Raw genomic sequence first — 16,629 nt, forward strand, 5'->3', positions numbered from 1 at the left:
CGCCGCCGGTACAGACGTCAGAAATCCAGGGTTCCCGAGAACTTCACCAGCCTCGGGTCGCCCTGGGTCAGGTACCCGCCATTGGCCGAGGCCCAGTAGTTCTTGTCGGTCAGGTTCTCTACGTTGACCCGCAAGGTCACGGCCTTCTCCTGCACCTTGAAGCGGTAGCGCGCACCGACGTCGAAGCGGTTCCAGGTCGGCAGGCTCAGGGTGTTGGCCGGGTTGGCGTACTGCCCGCCGGTGCGCAGCATGCGCGCATTGAGCGCCACCCCCTCCAGGCCCGGCACGTCCCAGTCGACACTGGCGTTGAGCTGGAAGGTTGGCACGCCGACGGCATGGTTGCCATCGGCCGTGCCGCCCTGGGTGTTCTTCAGCTCGGTGTCCATGCGCGTGCCACCGGCCATCAACCGCAGCCCCGGCAGTGGCTCGCCGAACACGCTGAGTTCGAGCCCCTTGTTGACCTGCTCGCCATCCTGGACGAACACGTTGCCCTCGACGAAGCCATCGGTGGGGCGCTCGATGCGGAACACCGCCAGGTTGGCGCCGAAGCGCTGGTAGTCGAGCTTCACCCCCGCCTCCACCTGCTTGGTCTTGGCCGGCGGGAACACCTCGCCGACGTTGACCACCTGCCCGGACGCCGTGGCCCCCTGGGCCAGGCCCTCGATGCGGTTGGCGTACAGCGAGACCGACGGGTTGAGCTTGTAGACGATGCCATACACCGGGGTGGTGACCGCCTCGTCATAGAAGGCGTTGCGCCCCAGGTCCGGGCCAGGGCCGTCGTAGGCGTAGCCTTCGACCCGCAGTTGCTGGCGGCGCACGCCCACCGTCAGCAGCAGCGTGTCGTCGAACAGGCCCACGGTATCGGACACCGCGATGCTGCGGTTGCGGGTCTTGCCGGTCACGCCGGGGTCGTCCAGCTTGCCGCCGACGAAGGTCGGTGTGGTCGGCTTGGGCAACGGGTCGGTGCGGTAGATATTGGTGGCCTGGGAGTTGTAGAAGACGAAGGCGTTCTCCTGCTGGGTCCAGATGCTCGCCGCGCCGATGTTCAGCTGGTGGCTGACCGGGCCGGTCTGGAAGCGGCCGTTGATGCCGCCCATGAAAGTGGTGTTGTCCTCATTGTGGGGGATCTTCGAGCCGCCGATGGTGGCACCGCCGGTGGCTGCGTCGGTAAGGATCGGCGTGCCGTAGAAGCCGTTCTCGTGGGTGTGCTTGACGCCGCCGGCCAGGTAGCCGCTCCAGTTGTCGTTGAAGTCGTAGTCGCCGCGCACCATGCCGAAGGTGTCCTCGGTCTCAGTCCAGGCCCAGTCCTGGCCGTAGTTGTGGTCGGCGTCCGGCGCGCGCGGGATGTCGGTCAGTCCCGCGCCCAGGCGTACCGAGTTGCGCATATGGTTGACCCGCTGCTTCTGATAGCCGAAGTCGCCGGACAGGCGGAAATTGTCGCCGCGGTAGTCAAGGCCGGCGACGAACAGCTTGCTGCGCTGGTCCTGGTCGTCGACCGCAGTCTCGCCCTCGCGCTGCGAGAGGTTCAGGCGCACACCGAAGCGATTGTCCGCGCCGAAGCGCTGGCCGAGGTCCAGGTGCTCGCCGATGCGCCCGTCGCTGCTGATGTCCTGGGTGTAGCGACGGGTCGGGGTGTCGCCGGCACGCTTGGGCTGCAGGTTGACGTTGCCACCCAGGCCCGTGCCGGTGGGGCTGGCGCCATTGAGAAAGGCATTGGGGCCCTTGAACACCTCGACCCGTTCCACCGCATCGGTGGAGATCATCTGCCGTGGCAGCACGCCGTACAGCCCGTTGAACGCCACATCGTCGCCGTTGAGCGGCAGGCCACGGATGACGAAGACCTGGGACTGGTTGCCAAAGCCGAACGACTGGCGCACCGACGGGTCGTTGAGCAGCACGTCGCCGACATCCTCGGCCTGTTGCTCCTCGATCAGTTGCGCGGTGTAGCTGGTCATGGTGAACGGCACGTCCATCATGTCCTGGTTGCCCAACACGCCCATCTGCCCACCCCGGGCCACCTGGCCGCCGGCGTAGGGCTCGGGCAGCTCGCCGGCGGGGGCCTTGAGCGCCTCGGCGTTGATCGCGGTGGCATCCAGCTCGATGGCGCCATCGGCGGCATGGGCGCCGACGGCAACGGAACAGCAAAGCGCCAGCAGGGTCGATTGATACGGACAGGTACGTGCCATGGAGGGCTCCCGGACAATGGGTAGAGGCCTTCCTGGCGAGTGAGAAACCTAGAGTGACTGAGTAGTGTTTCTAGCTGATAGTGCGAATTATTACCAAACCATCGCACTTTTTCGCCGACCAGCGGTCTACCCCCTCTTTTGCCAACCGCAATCGATTGCCAAGGCTCGTTTTTTTCACACTGCACAGGGCCGGGCCAAAAGCCTTGCGCTTGTGTAGGATGGGCAGCGCAGATCCAGACGCTGCCAGTTACAGGGAGATCCACATGCGCGTCCCATCCGTTGCCTGCCTCATCGGCCTGACGCTGGGCCTGCTTTGCGCGACCAGCGCCCAGGCCTTCACCGGTGAAGAGGCGCAACTGATCGATACGATCAACGTCTACCGCAGCCAGGCCCAGCGCTGTGGGGGCGAAGCCTCGCTGGAGCTGCCGCCGCTCAACAGCGACACCCGCCTGGCGCTGTCGCCCGAAGGCACCCGCGACCTGCAGCAGGCCATGACCCGCGCCGCCTACCCGATGGTCAACGTCCAGGCCATCAGCCTGTCCGGCCCGCGGGATGCCCTGGCAGCGATGAAGGCCGTCGAGGAGAGCTTCTGCCAGGTGGTGCTCGATCCGCAGTTCGTCGACATTGGCGTCAGCCAGGAGGGCCGCGACTGGCGCATCGTTCTGGCCCGGCCGCTGCTCAGCGCCCGTCTGGGCGACTGGCAGGCCGAAGGGCAGAAACTGCTGCAGGAGATCAACGCCGCGCGCAAGCTGCCCCGCCAGTGCGGCGGCCAGCCCTTCGCCGCCGCCCCGGCGCTGGCCTGGAGCACGACCCTGGCGGGCGTCGCCGCCAACCACACCCGGGCCATGGCCAACCAGAACTTCTTCGACCATATCGACCGCGATGGCCGCACCCCGGGCGACCGGGCGGAGCTGGCCGGCTACCTGTACCGGCAGATCGGCGAAAACATCGCCGCCGGACGCGACACCGCGCGCAAGGTGGTCGACGGCTGGCTGGCCAGCCCTGGGCACTGTGCCACGCTGATGAATCCGGACTTTCGCGAGCTGGGGGCGGCGTATGCGGTGGATCCGAAGAGCGATGCTGGGATCTACTGGACGGGGTTGTTCGGTACGCCGCAGTAGAACCAGCCAGGCACCGTCCCTGTAGGAGCGGCCTTGTGTCGCGAAAGGGCTGCGCAGCAGCCCTGTCTCGGTGAAACGCTGAAATTGCCGGGGCCGCTTTGCGGCAAATCCTATTAGCGACACAAGGCCGCTCCTACAGGGACGGCGCATGGCCCGAATTGCGCAACGCCAGCGCCGTGCAACCAAACCGCCGCCGCACCCACTTGCCCAGGTAGCTGGCATCCCCCATTCCCACCTCATCGGCGATCTGCGCCAGGCTGTGGCTGGAGTTGAGCAAACGCCAGCGCGCCTGCTGCAGACGCAGTTCCTGCCACCAGGCCTTGGCGCTCATGCCATGGCAGGCCTGGAACTGGCGGTCGAGCTGGCGCCGGCTGATGCCCAGCTCGGCCGCCAGCGCCTCCACCGGCAACTGCGCCGCCAGGTGATGGCGCATCAGCGCCGTGGCGCGCTGCACCTGGCGCCCTTGCCCGGCGTCGGCCTCCAGCGAACGCAAGGCGTGAAGGCTATCCCGGCTCTCGTCCACCAGCATGTCGGCCAGGCCCTTGAGCGCCCGGGCGCGGCCACTGGCGCGGGCGATCAGCTCCACCGCCAGGTCGATAGCCGCCGTGCCGCCGGCACAAGTGATGCGCTCACCGTCAAAGCAGAACAGCTGCCCGGTCAACAGGCGCACGCGGGGAAAGGCCAGGCGAAACTCCGCTTCATGGCGCCAGTGCACCACCACCTGGTGGCCGTCCAGCAGGCCACAGGCCGCCAACAGGAAGGCCGCGTTGTCGACACACACCAGCTTCACCCCGGCCTTGCTCGCCTGCTTGAGCAGGGCCTTGTAACGCGGTGCCAAAGCCGCCGTGGCACTGGCGTTGCGCCCACCGAACAGCACCAGGTGGTCGTAGTCATCCCAACGGATGTCCGTAGGGGTTGCCTCGACCTGAACAATCGCCGCGCTGCTGGAAACCACCGGATCCCGGTCCAGCCCAAGCACGGTCCAGCGGCAATAGCGCTGGCGGCTGTAGTCCTCGTCGTCGGCGGAGAAGCGCAACTTGTCGAGGAACGCGCCGAACGGCAGCAGGGCGAACTCCGGCAGCGGCAGGATCAGCAGGCGTAGGTCGGGCGTCATTGTGGGATGTCTAGATATGACTGTTGAATGACCAGATACTACCCCACATTCCCACTACCCTGCCCTACACTGGCGCCCTGCTCATCCACAAGGCTTCTCTCATGGCACTCGACACCTGGCTCATCTACCTGCTCGCCAGCATCGGCCTGTCGCTGACCCCAGGCCCAAACAGCCTGCTGGCCCTGACCCATGGCGCGCTGTATGGCGCCCGCCGCACGCTGTTCACCATCCTCGGCGGCGTACTGGGATTCAGTCTCCTGATCGCCCTGACCATGTTCGGCCTGAGTGCCCTGCTGCAGGCCTCGGCCTCGCTGCTGACGGTGCTCAAGTGGGTCGGCGGGGCCTACCTGGTCTGGCTCGGGATCCAGCTGTGGCGCACACCGGCGCTGCACCTGGAGCAACCGCGCGGCGGTGTGGCGCTGAGCAATGCCGGGTTGTTCCGCCAGGGCTGCCTGTCAGCGCTGGCCAACCCCAAGGTGCTGCTGTTCTATGGCGCGTTCCTGCCCCAGTTCATCGACCCGCAGCGCGGCCTGCTGGTGCAGTTCGTAGTGATGGCGGCGACCTTCGCCAGTGTCGAATGCCTGGTGGAGTACCTGCTGGCGCGCCTGGCGTTTCGCATCCGCCCGTGGCTGGCCAAGGGCGGCCGCGGGTTCAACCGCTGCTGCGGGAGCCTGTTCGCGCTGATCGGCGTGGCCCTGCCGCTGGGACGATAGACGCCCCGGGATCAACGCCGGGGAACGCTCAGGAACACCATCAGCGCCAGCGCCGGCAGTCCCGCGCCCAGCAACGCCACGCCACTCCAGCCGTACTGCGCATACACCCCGCTGGCCAGCGCCGAACCCAGCGCCCCACCGAGGAAGATGCTGGTCATGTACAAGGCATTCAGCCGGCCACGGCTGGCCGGGTCCAACGCGTACACCTCACGCTGGCCGATGACCATGTTCATCTGCACGGCGAAATCCAGCAGCACCCCGGTCAACCCCAGGCCGATGACGCTGGCACCGGGCGCGCTCAGGCCCAGCAGCAACGCCAGCGGCGCCAGGGCCATCGCCAGCAGCGAAGCGCGTCGCGCATGGCCGGCATCGGCCAACCGCCCGGCCAGCGGCGCCGCCACCGCGCCCACCGCCCCGACCAGGGCGAACAGCGCGATCTGGCTCTGCGACAGGCCGTGCTCGCCGGCCAGCGCCAGCGGCACCGCCGTCCAGTACAGGCTGAACGCGGCGAACATCAGCGCCTGGTACAGCGCCCGCTGGCGCAACACCGGATGGCGGTGCAACAGCACCAGCAACGAGGCCATCAGCCCGGCATAGCTGGCCTTGTGCTCCGGCACCCGGCGCGGCAAGGTCAGCGCCAGCAGCAGGATGATCGCCACCATGACCCCGGCGGCACCAACAAACACCGCGCGCCAGCCGAAGTGATCCGCCACCAGGCTCGCCAGCGGCCGCGCCAGCAGGATACCCAGCAGCAACCCGCCCATGATGTTGCCGACCACCCGGCCACGCTCACGCTCCGGCGCCAGGTGCGCCGCCAGTGGTATCAGCATCTGCACCGCCACCGAGCTGAAGCCGATCAGCAGCGCATACAGCAGGAACATCTCGCCCTGCCCGTGGCCACTGGTGCCGGCGAGCAACAGGCTGCCGGTGGCCAGCACCGCCGTGGCGATCATCAGCCGGCGGTTCTCCAGCAGGTCGGCCAGCGGCACCAGGAACAACAAACCCAGGGCGTAGCCGATCTGGGTCAGGGACACGATCAGGCTGGCGCGCTCGGTGGACAGCCCCAGGTCCGGCGCGATCAGGCCGACGATGGGCTGGGCGTAGTAGATGTTGGCGACGATGGCGCCGCAGCAGAACGCCAGCAGCGTCACCAGGGCCCGGCTCAGGCCCGGGGCCGATGCCTGGGCAACGGCGAGGGAGGAATTCATTCGAGGGTACCTCGGCTTGCGAAAGGATGTGCGCGAAGGGTGACGGACAACCGCCCCGACGAGAATCCATCGCCCGCGCAACGGGCCTTTGCGTGGCGCGCAACGCCTCAGCCGGTTAGCAACCCCTCGCAGAAGGCGACGAACGCCATGACCCGGCGCGAGCCACGGTGGTTGGGCAGGTACAAGGCGTTGATGCTGGCGCTGGCCGCCCCCGGGCTCACCGTCCAGTCGGCGAACAGCCGCTGCAGGCGCCCGGCCTCGACATCCTCGCGCACCAGCCAGTCGGCCAGCAGCGCCACGCCGCTGCCGGCAATGGCTGCCTCGCGCAACAGGTCGGCGTTGGCGCTGCGCAACGGGCCGTTGACGTCCAGTTCCAGGCGCTGCTCGCCCCGGCTCAACCGCCAGGGCCGCGCCGACTGGCCGTAGCGAAAGCGCAGGCAGGCGCACGCGGCCAGTTGCTGCGGTTCGCTCAGCGGCGGCTGCTGGTGCAGGTACGCCGGGCTGGCCACCAACCAGCGCTCGAAACGCCCCAGCGGGCGACACACCAGGTCATCGCTGGGCGCCGGCTCGCCGAGGCGGATGCTCAGGTCGTAGCGGCCATCGAGCAGGTCGTCGAAGCGGTCGCTCAGGTCGATGTCCAGCTCCAGTGCCGGGTGGCGGGCAAGGAACGCGCCCAGGTGCGGGGCGATCACCCGGCGACCGAACTCCACCGGCAGGCACAGGCGCAACACCCCGACCGGCTCCTCGCCGCGGTCGGCGACGCTGGCGTCGGCCTCGGCCAGGGCCTCGAGGATCTCGCGGGCCCGCTGGTAGTAGCTGGCGCCGGCTTCGGTCAGGCTGACCTGGCGGGTCGAGCGGTTGAGCAGGCTGGCCCCCAGCTCGAGTTCCAGGGCGTCGACCTGGCGGGTCACCGAGGAGGTCGCCACCCCGAGCCTGCGCGCGGCGGCGGAAAAGCCGCCGGCCTCGGCGGTGGCCATGAACACCTTGAGCGCCAGCAGCTTGTCCATCGTCAATCTTCCATGGGGCAAAGGCCGAAACCTTCCTACAATCACCGGCTGGAATCAACCACGCGCGAGACGCCCATGCCCGACAACCTGTTCACCGCCTTGCCCCCGCTCGCGCCCGACGCCGACGAGCAGTTCACCGACCTGCTGCGGCGGCCGGGCCTGCGCATCGAGCGTATCGTCTCCAGCGGCCAGGCCAGCCCGCCGGGGTTCTGGTACGACCAGGCCGAGGGCGAATGGGTGGTCGTGCTCAGCGGCAGCGCCGGGCTGCGCCTGGAGCACGAGCCACACACCCGCGTGCTGCGCCCCGGCGACCATCTGGACATCCCGCCCGGTTGCCGCCACCGCGTGGAATGGACCGAGACCGGCGTGGCCACGGTGTGGCTGGCGGTGTTCTATCAGGGCTGAGCCAAGGCCGCCGTGGCGGGCATCGCCTGCAACCGATAGAACCGCCACGGCAGCATCACCGCCGCCACGGCCAGGCCGCAGGCGAAGCCAACCCACACACCTACCGCGCCCAGCGAGGAGTGGAAGGCCAGCCAGTAGCTCAGCGGCAGCGCCAGCAACCAGTAGCTGACCATGGTCACGCCCACCGGCCAGCGATAGTCCTGCAGGCCGCGCAAGGCGCCCAGCGCGGTGGACTGCAGACCGTCTGCCACCTGCATGGCCGCGACCACCACGAACATCGGCACGGCGATGGCGATCACCTGCGGATCGTCGCTCATGGCTTCGGCGATGGAGCGTCCGAACAGCGCCAGCAGCACGGTGGCCACCAGCATCCAGGCGGTGACGCTGGCGAAGGTGGCGCTACCGATGGCACGGATGCGCGCCGTCTCGCCGCGCCCCTGGGCCTGGCTGATGCGGATGCTCACCGCCGCAGCCATGCCCAGCGGCAGCATGTACAGCAGCGCGCCGATCGACTGCACCACCTGGTTGGCCGCCAGGGCCGCATTGCCCAGCCAGCCGAGCATCCAGGCGGCGATCACCACCGCACCGGCCTCGGCGAGATACCCCAGGCCCAGTGGCCAGCCCTCGCCCAGCAGCGTGCGCCAGCTCAGTCGCGGCCCCTGTGGCGCCTGACGGTAACGCGCCAGCGAAGGCGCCAGGCGCCAGTAGGCCAGGGCCAGCAGCACCGCCAGCGATTCGGCGATCACCCCGGCGACGCCCGCGCCCAGCAGGCCCAGCGCCGGCAGGCCGAAATGGCCGTGGATCAGCCCGTAGCTCAGCGGAATGTTGAACAGCACCGCGCTCATCACCAGCAGCACGCCCACCCAGGGCCGGCCGATGGCTTCCAGCACATCCTTGAACACCACCGCCAGGCAGTACGGGATCAGGAACACCGCCATCGCCTGCCAGTACGGCGTCAGCAGCGCCACATCGGGCAGCGGCACGCCCAGCCATTGCACCAAGGGCAGACAGGCCAGCATCGCCAGGCAGCCGAGAATGCCCACCAACAGGCCATAACCCAGCCCGGCGCGCAGCGTGCGCGCCACGGTGCCAGGGTCATCGGCGCCGTAGGCATGGCCGACGCGCACGCTCAGGGTAGCGAGCATGCCGTACAGCCCGGCATGGAAGATTAACCCGGCGCTGCTGGTCAGCGCGACACAGGCCAGCACCACGGTGCCCAGCGAGGCCAGCAGCACGGTATCGGTCAGGCTGATCAGCTCGGCCGCCGACAGGCCCAGCACCAGCGGCAGCGCCAGGCGCAACAGGCCGGGCAGCTCGCCCAGCCAGGCAATATTCTTGGGTGAAACGAGGGCAGTCACGGTAGTAACCTCCAATTGACATACGCCGCGTATGCTAATGCCATTTATTGACATACGCAACGTATGCTAATTTGCAGCCATCGCTTTTTTACCCGGAGCCCTCCATGCCCACCCCTCGCCGCAGCCGCGCCGCCATGAGCGCGGACACCACCGAACGGCTGATCGCCGTCGCCCGCCGCCAGTTCGCCGAAAAGGGCTTTGCCGCCGTGGTGATGGACGAACTGTGTGCCGAAGCCGACCTCACCCGCGGCGCCCTGCACCACCATTTCGGCGGCAAGGCCGGGTTGTTCATCGCGGTGGTGGAGCACCTGCTCGAGGAGATCAACCAGGCAATCGACGCCCGCTACGCCACCCACGACGACCCGTGGGAGGGTTATATCGACACCTGCCTGTACTACTACGACCTGCTGCACGAGCCGGCCCTGCGGCGCATCCTGCTGCAGGACGCCCCCGGGGTACTCGGCCCGCGCCTGCGCGAGCTGGAGGAAGCCAGCTACATCGGGCCCATGGCCCAGGGGCTGGTGGAGTTGCAGCAGGCCGGCAGGCTGCGCGCCTTCGACGCCGTGGCCATGGCGCACCTGATCAACGGCGCGATGGGCGACAGCGGCATGTGGGTGATCGCCCAGGACGATCCGCAGGCGGCGGCGGAACGGGTGAAGGGGGCGCTGCGCTGTTTGATGGAGGGGTTGCAGGCCTGAGTCCATTATGGCGCGCGGCTGCGTGGGAGCGGGCTTGCCCCGCGATGGCGTCCCCCCAGCCAACCTGGTTGTAGCGACTGGCCTCATCGCGGGGCAAGCCCGCTCCCACGTGGACGGTTAATCGCCTGCTCTAACTGCGACAATCGGCCACGAATCAAAATGTACTAACTTGTTAATTAGCTTGCTAAGGGCTTAAACTTCCCGCATTCCACCTGCGAGATCCCTGGCATGAAAGACTCACCCCGCGCCTGCGGCGCCTCAACCTTCATCCTGGTCGGCCTGGGCGTCGTCATCGCCCTGCTCGGCCTGCTCCTGGCCGCCGGCGGCGTCAAGCTGGCCGGCCTGGGCGGTTCCTGGTACTTCCTGGTCGGCGGCCTGGCCATGGCCTTCGCCGGCCTGCTCATCGCCCGTCGCAAGCCGGCAGGCGCCTGGCTGTACGCGCTGTTCCTCGCCGGCACCGCGATCTGGGCCGTGGCCGACACCGGGCTGGTGTTCTGGCCGCTGTTCTCGCGGCTGTTCATGTTCGCCGCCATCGGCCTGGTGGTGGCGCTGCTGTATCCGCAACTGGTCCGGCGCCCTGCGCGTGGCGCCTATGGCGTCGCCGGCCTGCTGGGCGTGGCGCTGGTGATCGCCGCCGGCAACATGTTCGTCGCCCATCCCAGCGTCGCCCCCACTGGCAAGGGCCCGGGCCTGACCCCGGTGGAGCCGGGCCAGCAACAGAAAGACTGGGCCCATTACGGCAACACCGAGGGCGGCAGCCGCTTCGCCGCGCTGGACCAGATCAACCGAGGCAACGTCGAGCAGCTCAAGGTGGCCTGGACCTACCACACCGGTGACGTCGCCCTCAGCGACGGCAACGGCGCCGAAGACCAGCTCACCCCGCTGCAGGTAGGCGACAAGGTGTTCATCTGCACCCCGCACAACAACCTGATCGCCCTCGACGCCGACACCGGCAAGGAACTGTGGAAGAACGCCATCAACGCCCAGTCCAAGGTCTGGCAGCGTTGCCGTGGCATGGCCTATTTCGACGCCAGCGCGCCGATCGCCCAGCCATCCCAACCCGACAGCACACCGGTCAGTGTGGCCAGCGTGCCAGCTGGCGCCAACTGCCAACGCCGCCTGCTGACCAATACCATCGATGCCCGCCTGATCGCGGTCGATGCCGACACCGGCGCGTTCTGCGAAGGCTTCGGCGACAACGGCCAGGTCGACCTCAAGGCTGGCCTGGGTAACGTGCCGGACTCTTACTACCAGCTGTCCTCGGCGCCGCTGATGGCCGGCACCACCGTGGTGGTCGGCGGCCGCGTCGCCGACAACGTCCAGACCGACATGCCCGGCGGCGTGATCCGTGGCTTCGATGTGATCACCGGTGCCCAGCGCTGGGCTTTCGACCCGGGCAACCCGCAGGACCGCGACGCCCCGCAAGACGACCGGACCTACGTACGCAGCACCCCCAACAGCTGGGCGCCAATGTCGTACGACCCGGCGATGAACACCCTGTTCCTGCCGATGGGCTCCTCGTCCACCGACATCTACGGCGTCGAACGCAGCGAGCTGGATCACACCTACGGCGCTTCGGTGCTGGCGCTGGACGCCACCACGGGCAATGAAAAGTGGGTGTACCAGACCGTGCACAACGACCTCTGGGACTTCGACCTGCCGATGCAGCCGAGCCTGATCGACTTCAAAAAGGATGACGGCAACACCGTACCCGCGCTGGTGATCGGCACCAAGGCCGGGCAGATCTACGTGCTCGACCGCGCCACCGGCAAGCCGCTGACCCAGGTCGACGAAGTACCGGTCAAGCCGGGCAACATACCCAACGAGCCGTACTCGCCGACCCAGCCGAAGTCGGTGGGCATGCCGCAGATCGGCGCGCAGACCCTGACCGAATCGGACATGTGGGGCGCTACCCCGTATGACCAACTGCTGTGCCGCATCGACTTCAAGAAGATGCGCTACGACGGCCTGTACACCGCGCCAGGCACCGACCTGTCGCTGAGCTTCCCGGGCTCGCTGGGCGGCATGAACTGGGGCAGCCTCTCCACCGACCCGGTGCATGGCTTCATCTTCGTCAACGACATGCGCCTGGGCCTGTGGATCCAGATGATCCCGTCGCAGAACAAAGGCGCCGCCGCAGGTGGTGGCGAAGCACTGAACACCGGCATGGGCGCGGTGCCGCTCAAGGGCACGCCGTACGCGGTGAACAAGAACCGCTTCCTGTCGGTGGCCGGTATTCCGTGCCAGGCGCCGCCGTTCGGCACCCTCACCGCCATCGACATGAATACCCGGCAGGTCGCCTGGCAGGTGCCGGTCGGCACCGTCGAGGACACCGGCCCCTTGGGCATCCGCATGCACCTGCCGATCAAGATTGGCCTGCCGACCCTGGGCGGCACCCTGTCCACCCAAGGCGGCCTGGTATTCATCGCCGGTACCCAGGACTTCTACCTGCGCGCCTACGACAGCGGCAACGGCAACGAGATCTGGAAGGCCCGCCTGCCGGTCGGCAGCCAGGGCGGCCCGATGACCTATGTATCGCCGAAAACCGGCAAGCAGTACGTGGTGGTCACCGCTGGCGGCGCACGCCAGTCTACCGATCGTGGCGACTACGTGATGGCGTACGCCCTGCCGTAAATCACGTCGCCTGTATCGCCGGCAAGCCGGCTCCCACAGAGTCAAGGCCGCTGTCAGAGGTCAGCCAGGGTCGACACCAGGATCGCCTTGATCGTGTGCATGCGGTTTTCCGCCTGCTCGAAGGCGATGCACGCCGGCGACTCGAACACGTCATCGGTCACTTCGATGCCGTTGGCCAGGTCCGGATACTGCTCGGCGATCTGCTTGCCGACCTTGGTCTCGGAGTTGTGGAACGCCGGCAGGCAGTGCATGAACTTGGTGCGTGGATTGCCGGTGGCTATCATCAGCTCCTTGTTCACCTGGTAGGGCTTGAGCAGTTTGATGCGTTCGCCCCAGGCTTCGATCGGCTCGCCCATTGATACCCAGACGTCGGTATGCACGAAGTCGACGCCCTTGACCGCGGCTTTCGGGTCTTCGGTCAGGGTGATGCGCGCGCCGCTTTCCTCGGCGTATTTATGGCAGCGCTCGACCAGGTCATCATGGGGCCACAGGGCCTTGGGCGCGGCGATGCGCACGTCCATGCCGAGCTTGGCGCCGATCAGCAGCAGCGAGTTGCCCATGTTGTTGCGGGCGTCACCCAGGTAGGCGTAGCTGATGTCGTGCAGCGGCTTGTCGCTGTGCTCACGCATGGTCAGCACGTCGGCGATCATCTGGGTCGGGTGGTATTCGTCGGTCAGGCCGTTGAACACCGGTACACCGGCGAACTTGGCCAGTTCCTCGACGATCTCCTGCTTGAAGCCACGGTACTCGATGGCGTCGTACATGCGCCCGAGCACGCGGGCGGTGTCCTTCATGCTCTCCTTGTGGCCGATCTGCGAGGAGTTGGGGTCGATGTAGGTGACGTTGGCGCCCTGGTCGTAGGCGGCGACTTCGAAGGCGCAGCGGGTGCGGGTCGAGGTCTTCTCGAAGATCAGGGCGATGTTGTTGCCCTTCAGGTGCTGCTGCTCGGTACCGGTGTACTTGGCGCGCTTGAGATCGCGGGACAGGTCCAGCAGGTAGCGCAGCTCGCGGGTGCTGTGATGTTCGAGGCTGAGCAGGTTGCGATTGTGGATGTTGAACGCCATGACGGTTCTCCTTGGATTCGGTGAGGTGTCCGGCCGCCGCCTCGTGGGCGCGGCCGGGTTCGATGGGCGTTAGTAGTCGATAGGGTCGCGCACGATCGGGCAGGTCATGCAGTGGCCGCCGCCGCGGCCCCGGCCCAGTTCGCCGGCGCTGATGGTGATGACCTCGATCCCGGCCTTGCGCAGCAGGGTGTTGGTGTAGGTGTTGCGGTCATAGCCGATGACCACGCCGGGCTCCACGGCCACCACGTTGTTGCCGTCATCCCACTGTTCGCGCTCGGCGGCGAAGCTGTTGCCGCCGGTCTCGACCACGCGCAGCTTGACCCCCAGGTGCTCGCCGACCACTTCGATGAACGATTTGTTCTCGCGGCGCACGTCCATGCCATACGGCTTGCTTTCGTCCGGTCGGATGATGAACGGCACAATTTCCTTGACCACTTCCGGGAAGACCGTGACCAGGTCGCGGTCGCAGAAGCTGAACACGGTGTCCAGGTGCATCGCGGCGCGAGATTTCGGCAGGCCGGCGACGATGACTTTCTCCACCGCGCCCTTGGCGAACAGGTTCTGTGCCAGTTGGCCGATGGCCTGGCGCGAGGTGCGCTCGCCCATGCCGATGAGCACGACGCCCTTGCCGATCGGCATCACGTCGCCGCCTTCGAGGGTGGCGTTGCCGTGGTCCTTGTCCGGGTCGCCGTACCAGACCTGGAAGTCGGCGTTGGTGAACTCCTTGTGGAACTTGTAGATGGCGGTGGTCAGCAGGGTTTCCTGGCGTCGCGCCGGCCAGTACATCGGGTTGAGCGTCACGCCGCCGTAGATCCAGCAGGTGGTGTCGCGGGTGAACTGGGTGTTGGGCAGCGGCGGCAGGATGAAGCTGGAGTGGCCCAGGTAGTCGTTGTACATCTTGACCACGCTGGCGCCTTCGCTTTCCGGCAGGTCCTGGCCGGCCACGCCGCCGATCAGGAATTCGGCCAGGTGGCGTGGCTCGAGACCTTCGAGCCAGCTGCGCACTTCATTGGTGAGGCCGACGCCGACGGTGTCGGAGGTGATCTTGCGGTCGAGAATCCACTTCAGCGCGTCGGGCTGCTGGACGATGTCGGTCAGCAGGTTGTGCATCTCCAGCACATCGACGCCGCGCTCGCGCATCTTGGTGACGAAGTCGAAGTGGTCGCGCTTGGCCTGGTCGACCCAGATCACGTCGTCGAACAGCAGTTCGTCGCAGTTGCTCGGGGTCAGGCGCTTGTGCGCCAGGCCCGGGCTGCAGACCATCACTTTGCGCAGTTTGCCGGCTTCGGAATGGACGCCGTATTTCTGTTTCTCAGTGGACATGGTGAATCCTCCTGTAAAGCGAAGACGTGGGGTTCAGAGAGTCAGGAAGCCGTCGTACAGGCCGTAGGCCGCCACCAGGGCGCCCGCGACCACGGCGGCGAAGATCAGTTTTTCCACGCTGGTGAAGATCGGTTGGCCGACCTCGCGCTTGGCCTTGGCGAACAGGATCGCGCCAGGGGCGTAGAGCAGGGCCGAGAGCAGCAGGTATTTCACGCCGCCGGCGTACAGCAGCCAGATCGCGTAGAGCAGGGCGATGCCGCCGATGATCAGGTCTTTCTTGCGTTCGGCCAGGGCCTGTTCGTAGGTCTCGTTGCGCCAGGCCAGCAGGAAGGCATAGGCCGCCGACCACAGGTAAGGCACCAGGATCATCGAGGTGGCGAGGTAGATCAGCGACAGGTAGGTGCTGTTGGAGAACAGGGTGATGACCAGGAAGATCTGCACCATGGCGTTGGTCAGCCACAGGGCGTTGGCCGGCACATGGTTGGCGTTCTCGCGGCGCAGGAACTCCGGCATGGTGTGGTCCTTGGCGGCGGCGAACATGATCTCGGCGCACAGCAGCACCCACGACAGCAGGGCGCCCAGCAGCGAGATGATCAGGCCGACGCTGATCAGCACCGCGCCCCAGTGGCCGACCACGTGTTCAAGCACCGCGGCCATCGACGGGTTCTGCAGCTTGGCCAGCTCCGGCTGGGTCATCACGCCCAGCGACAGCACGTTGACCAGCACCAGGAACAGCAGCACGGTGACGAAGCCGATGACCGTGGCCTTGCCGACGTCGGAGCGTTTTTCCGCACGGGAAGAGAAGATGCTCGCGCCCTCGATGCCGATGAACACCCACACGGTGACCAGCATCATGTTGCGCACCTGGTTCATCACGCTGCCCAGCTCCGGCGTGCCGACAGCCCAGATGTCCGCGGTGAATACGTCGAGCTTGAAGGCGAACAGGCAGATCAGCGCGAACAGCGCCAGCGGCACGACCTTGGCCACGGTGGTGACCAGGTTGATGAAGGCGGCTTCCTTGATGCCGCGCAGCACCAGGAAGTGCACGGCCCACAGCAGGATCGAAGCACCGATCACCGCCGCCGGGGTGTTGCCTTCACCGAACACCGGGAAGAAATACCCCAAGGTGCTGAACAGCAGCACGAAGTAGCCGACGTTGCCCAGCCAGGCACTGATCCAGTAGCCCCAGGCCGAGGAAAAGCCCATGTAGTCGCCGAAGCCGGCCTTGGCGTAGGCGTACACCCCGCCGTCAAGATCGGGCTTGCGGTTGGCCAGGGTCTGGAAGACGAAGGCGAGGGTGAGCATGCCCACTGCGGTGATGGCCCAGCCGATCAGCACGGCGCCGACGCCGGCGCTGGCGGCCATGTTCTGGGGTAACGAGAAGATCCCGCCACCGATCATCGAGCCGACGACAAGTGCTACAAGTGCACCTAGTTTTAGTTTTCCGGGAGAATCAGACATTTAACGACTCCGTACCAGGAGAAAGTTGACCTCAGAATAAATCTGACGCCTGGATCATTCGCTGACTTAGATCAGTTCATGCCCGCATGAAGATCAGAAAAATCCTTCACGCGCCTCCTGGAGGATGCCGACAGCTCTGACGCAGGCCTTGTGCGCTGGCACCTCCATGCCCTTCTAGAGCAAACGCTCCGTTTCGCCTGCGAACTGAGAAGTTAGTCCGTTTTGCGGTTTTCGCAAATTTTTCACAGCAAATAGCGACGGGTTTAGACGATCCGCAAAGTAGTCGACTAATGTGGTTTTTATTAAGGTTTCGGTATAGACAGCATGGTTATGAGTG

Annotated in this window: 13 protein-coding genes; 5 read left to right on the forward strand and 8 right to left on the reverse strand. The window is 66.6% G+C overall.

The genetic code is table 11. The features are described 5' to 3' along the window. Positions 1-17: 17 nt before the first annotated feature. Complete coding sequence (locus tag HU751_RS08130) at positions 18-2,186, reverse strand: TonB-dependent receptor (RefSeq protein WP_186734380.1); 2,169 nt, start codon at positions 2,184-2,186, stop codon at positions 18-20. Positions 2,187-2,449: 263 nt separating this feature from the next. Here HU751_RS08130 and HU751_RS08135 point away from each other — a divergent pair, with 263 nt between their 5' ends. Continuing rightward, positions 2,450-3,307 (forward strand): CAP domain-containing protein, encoded by an 858-nt coding sequence (locus HU751_RS08135; RefSeq protein WP_186734381.1) that lies wholly within the window; start codon positions 2,450-2,452, stop codon positions 3,305-3,307. Positions 3,308-3,440: 133 nt separating this feature from the next. On the opposite strand, the gene HU751_RS08140 is transcribed toward HU751_RS08135, so the two are convergent. Beyond that, complete coding sequence (locus HU751_RS08140; protein ID WP_186734382.1) at positions 3,441-4,421, reverse strand: GlxA family transcriptional regulator; 981 nt, start codon at positions 4,419-4,421, stop codon at positions 3,441-3,443. Between the two features lie 101 nt (positions 4,422-4,522). Here HU751_RS08140 and HU751_RS08145 point away from each other — a divergent pair, with 101 nt between their 5' ends. Next, on the forward strand, positions 4,523-5,134 hold the full coding sequence (locus HU751_RS08145) for a LysE family translocator (RefSeq protein WP_186734383.1): 612 nt from the start codon (positions 4,523-4,525) through the stop codon (positions 5,132-5,134). Positions 5,135-5,145: 11 nt separating this feature from the next. Here the strand turns inward: HU751_RS08145 and HU751_RS08150 are convergent, their stop codons facing one another. Both HU751_RS08150 and HU751_RS08155 read right to left on the reverse strand, forming a co-directional pair. After that, positions 5,146-6,342, reverse strand: a complete 1,197-nt coding sequence (locus HU751_RS08150; protein ID WP_186734384.1) for an MFS transporter — start codon at positions 6,340-6,342, stop codon at positions 5,146-5,148. A gap of 107 nt (positions 6,343-6,449) precedes the next feature. Further along, positions 6,450-7,349: a LysR family transcriptional regulator gene (locus HU751_RS08155; RefSeq protein ID WP_186734385.1), complete on the reverse strand. Its 900-nt coding sequence runs from the start codon at positions 7,347-7,349 to the stop codon at positions 6,450-6,452. A 75-nt stretch (positions 7,350-7,424) separates the two neighbouring features. Between HU751_RS08155 and HU751_RS08160 the strand changes: the two genes are divergently transcribed. After that, positions 7,425-7,754 carry a cupin domain-containing protein gene (locus HU751_RS08160; RefSeq protein ID WP_186734386.1) on the forward strand — a complete coding sequence of 110 codons (330 nt, stop codon included), beginning with the start codon at positions 7,425-7,427 and terminating at the stop codon, positions 7,752-7,754. Here the strand turns inward: HU751_RS08160 and HU751_RS08165 are convergent. Continuing rightward, on the reverse strand, positions 7,745-9,112 hold the full coding sequence (locus tag HU751_RS08165) for an MATE family efflux transporter (protein ID WP_186734387.1): 1,368 nt from the start codon (positions 9,110-9,112) through the stop codon (positions 7,745-7,747). The two genes, HU751_RS08160 and HU751_RS08165, sit on opposite strands and share 10 nt — an antisense overlap. Positions 9,113-9,216: 104 nt before the next feature. Between HU751_RS08165 and HU751_RS08170 the strand changes: the two genes are divergently transcribed. Beyond that, positions 9,217-9,810, forward strand: coding sequence for a TetR/AcrR family transcriptional regulator (locus tag HU751_RS08170; protein ID WP_186734388.1), 594 nt, complete (start codon positions 9,217-9,219; stop codon positions 9,808-9,810). Positions 9,811-10,038: 228 nt separating this feature from the next. Next, positions 10,039-12,444: a glucose/quinate/shikimate family membrane-bound PQQ-dependent dehydrogenase gene (locus HU751_RS08175; RefSeq protein ID WP_186734389.1), complete on the forward strand. Its 2,406-nt coding sequence runs from the start codon at positions 10,039-10,041 to the stop codon at positions 12,442-12,444. 53 nt (positions 12,445-12,497) lie between these two features. Here the strand turns inward: HU751_RS08175 and HU751_RS08180 are convergent, their stop codons facing one another. The 3 genes from HU751_RS08180 to arcD form a co-directional block, all read right to left on the reverse strand. After that, complete coding sequence (locus HU751_RS08180) at positions 12,498-13,508, reverse strand: ornithine carbamoyltransferase (RefSeq protein ID WP_186734107.1); 1,011 nt, start codon at positions 13,506-13,508, stop codon at positions 12,498-12,500. Between the two features lie 69 nt (positions 13,509-13,577). Beyond that, positions 13,578-14,831 (reverse strand): arginine deiminase, encoded by a 1,254-nt coding sequence (arcA, locus tag HU751_RS08185; RefSeq protein ID WP_186713869.1) that lies wholly within the window; start codon positions 14,829-14,831, stop codon positions 13,578-13,580. A 33-nt stretch (positions 14,832-14,864) separates the two neighbouring features. Continuing rightward, entirely contained in the window at positions 14,865-16,292 is a 1,428-nt protein-coding gene (gene arcD / locus HU751_RS08190) for an arginine-ornithine antiporter (RefSeq protein ID WP_110738303.1), read from the reverse strand. Between the last annotated feature and the right edge of the window lie 337 nt (positions 16,293-16,629).

It is taken from the genome of Pseudomonas peradeniyensis (genome assembly GCF_014268935.2).
Taxonomy (GTDB): Bacteria; Pseudomonadota; Gammaproteobacteria; order Pseudomonadales; family Pseudomonadaceae; genus Aquipseudomonas; species Aquipseudomonas peradeniyensis.

Bases quoted from the DNA above. Each gene is read 5' to 3' on its own strand.
- HU751_RS08160 (WP_186734386.1), top strand. From the start codon at position 7,425: ATGCCCGACAACCTGTTCACCGCCTTGCCCCCGCTCGCGCCCGACGCC.
- HU751_RS08130 (WP_186734380.1), bottom strand. From the start codon at position 2,186: ATGGCACGTACCTGTCCGTATCAATCGACCCTGCTGGCGCTTTGCTGT.
- HU751_RS08155 (WP_186734385.1), bottom strand. From the start codon at position 7,349: ATGGACAAGCTGCTGGCGCTCAAGGTGTTCATGGCCACCGCCGAGGCC.
- HU751_RS08170 (WP_186734388.1), top strand. From the start codon at position 9,217: ATGCCCACCCCTCGCCGCAGCCGCGCCGCCATGAGCGCGGACACCACC.
- HU751_RS08150 (WP_186734384.1), bottom strand. From the start codon at position 6,342: ATGAATTCCTCCCTCGCCGTTGCCCAGGCATCGGCCCCGGGCCTGAGC.
- HU751_RS08135 (WP_186734381.1), top strand. From the start codon at position 2,450: ATGCGCGTCCCATCCGTTGCCTGCCTCATCGGCCTGACGCTGGGCCTG.
- HU751_RS08145 (WP_186734383.1), top strand. From the start codon at position 4,523: ATGGCACTCGACACCTGGCTCATCTACCTGCTCGCCAGCATCGGCCTG.
- HU751_RS08140 (WP_186734382.1), bottom strand. From the start codon at position 4,421: ATGACGCCCGACCTACGCCTGCTGATCCTGCCGCTGCCGGAGTTCGCC.
- arcA (WP_186713869.1), bottom strand. From the start codon at position 14,831: ATGTCCACTGAGAAACAGAAATACGGCGTCCATTCCGAAGCCGGCAAA.
- HU751_RS08175 (WP_186734389.1), top strand. From the start codon at position 10,039: ATGAAAGACTCACCCCGCGCCTGCGGCGCCTCAACCTTCATCCTGGTC.
- arcD (WP_110738303.1), bottom strand. From the start codon at position 16,292: ATGTCTGATTCTCCCGGAAAACTAAAACTAGGTGCACTTGTAGCACTT.
- HU751_RS08180 (WP_186734107.1), bottom strand. From the start codon at position 13,508: ATGGCGTTCAACATCCACAATCGCAACCTGCTCAGCCTCGAACATCAC.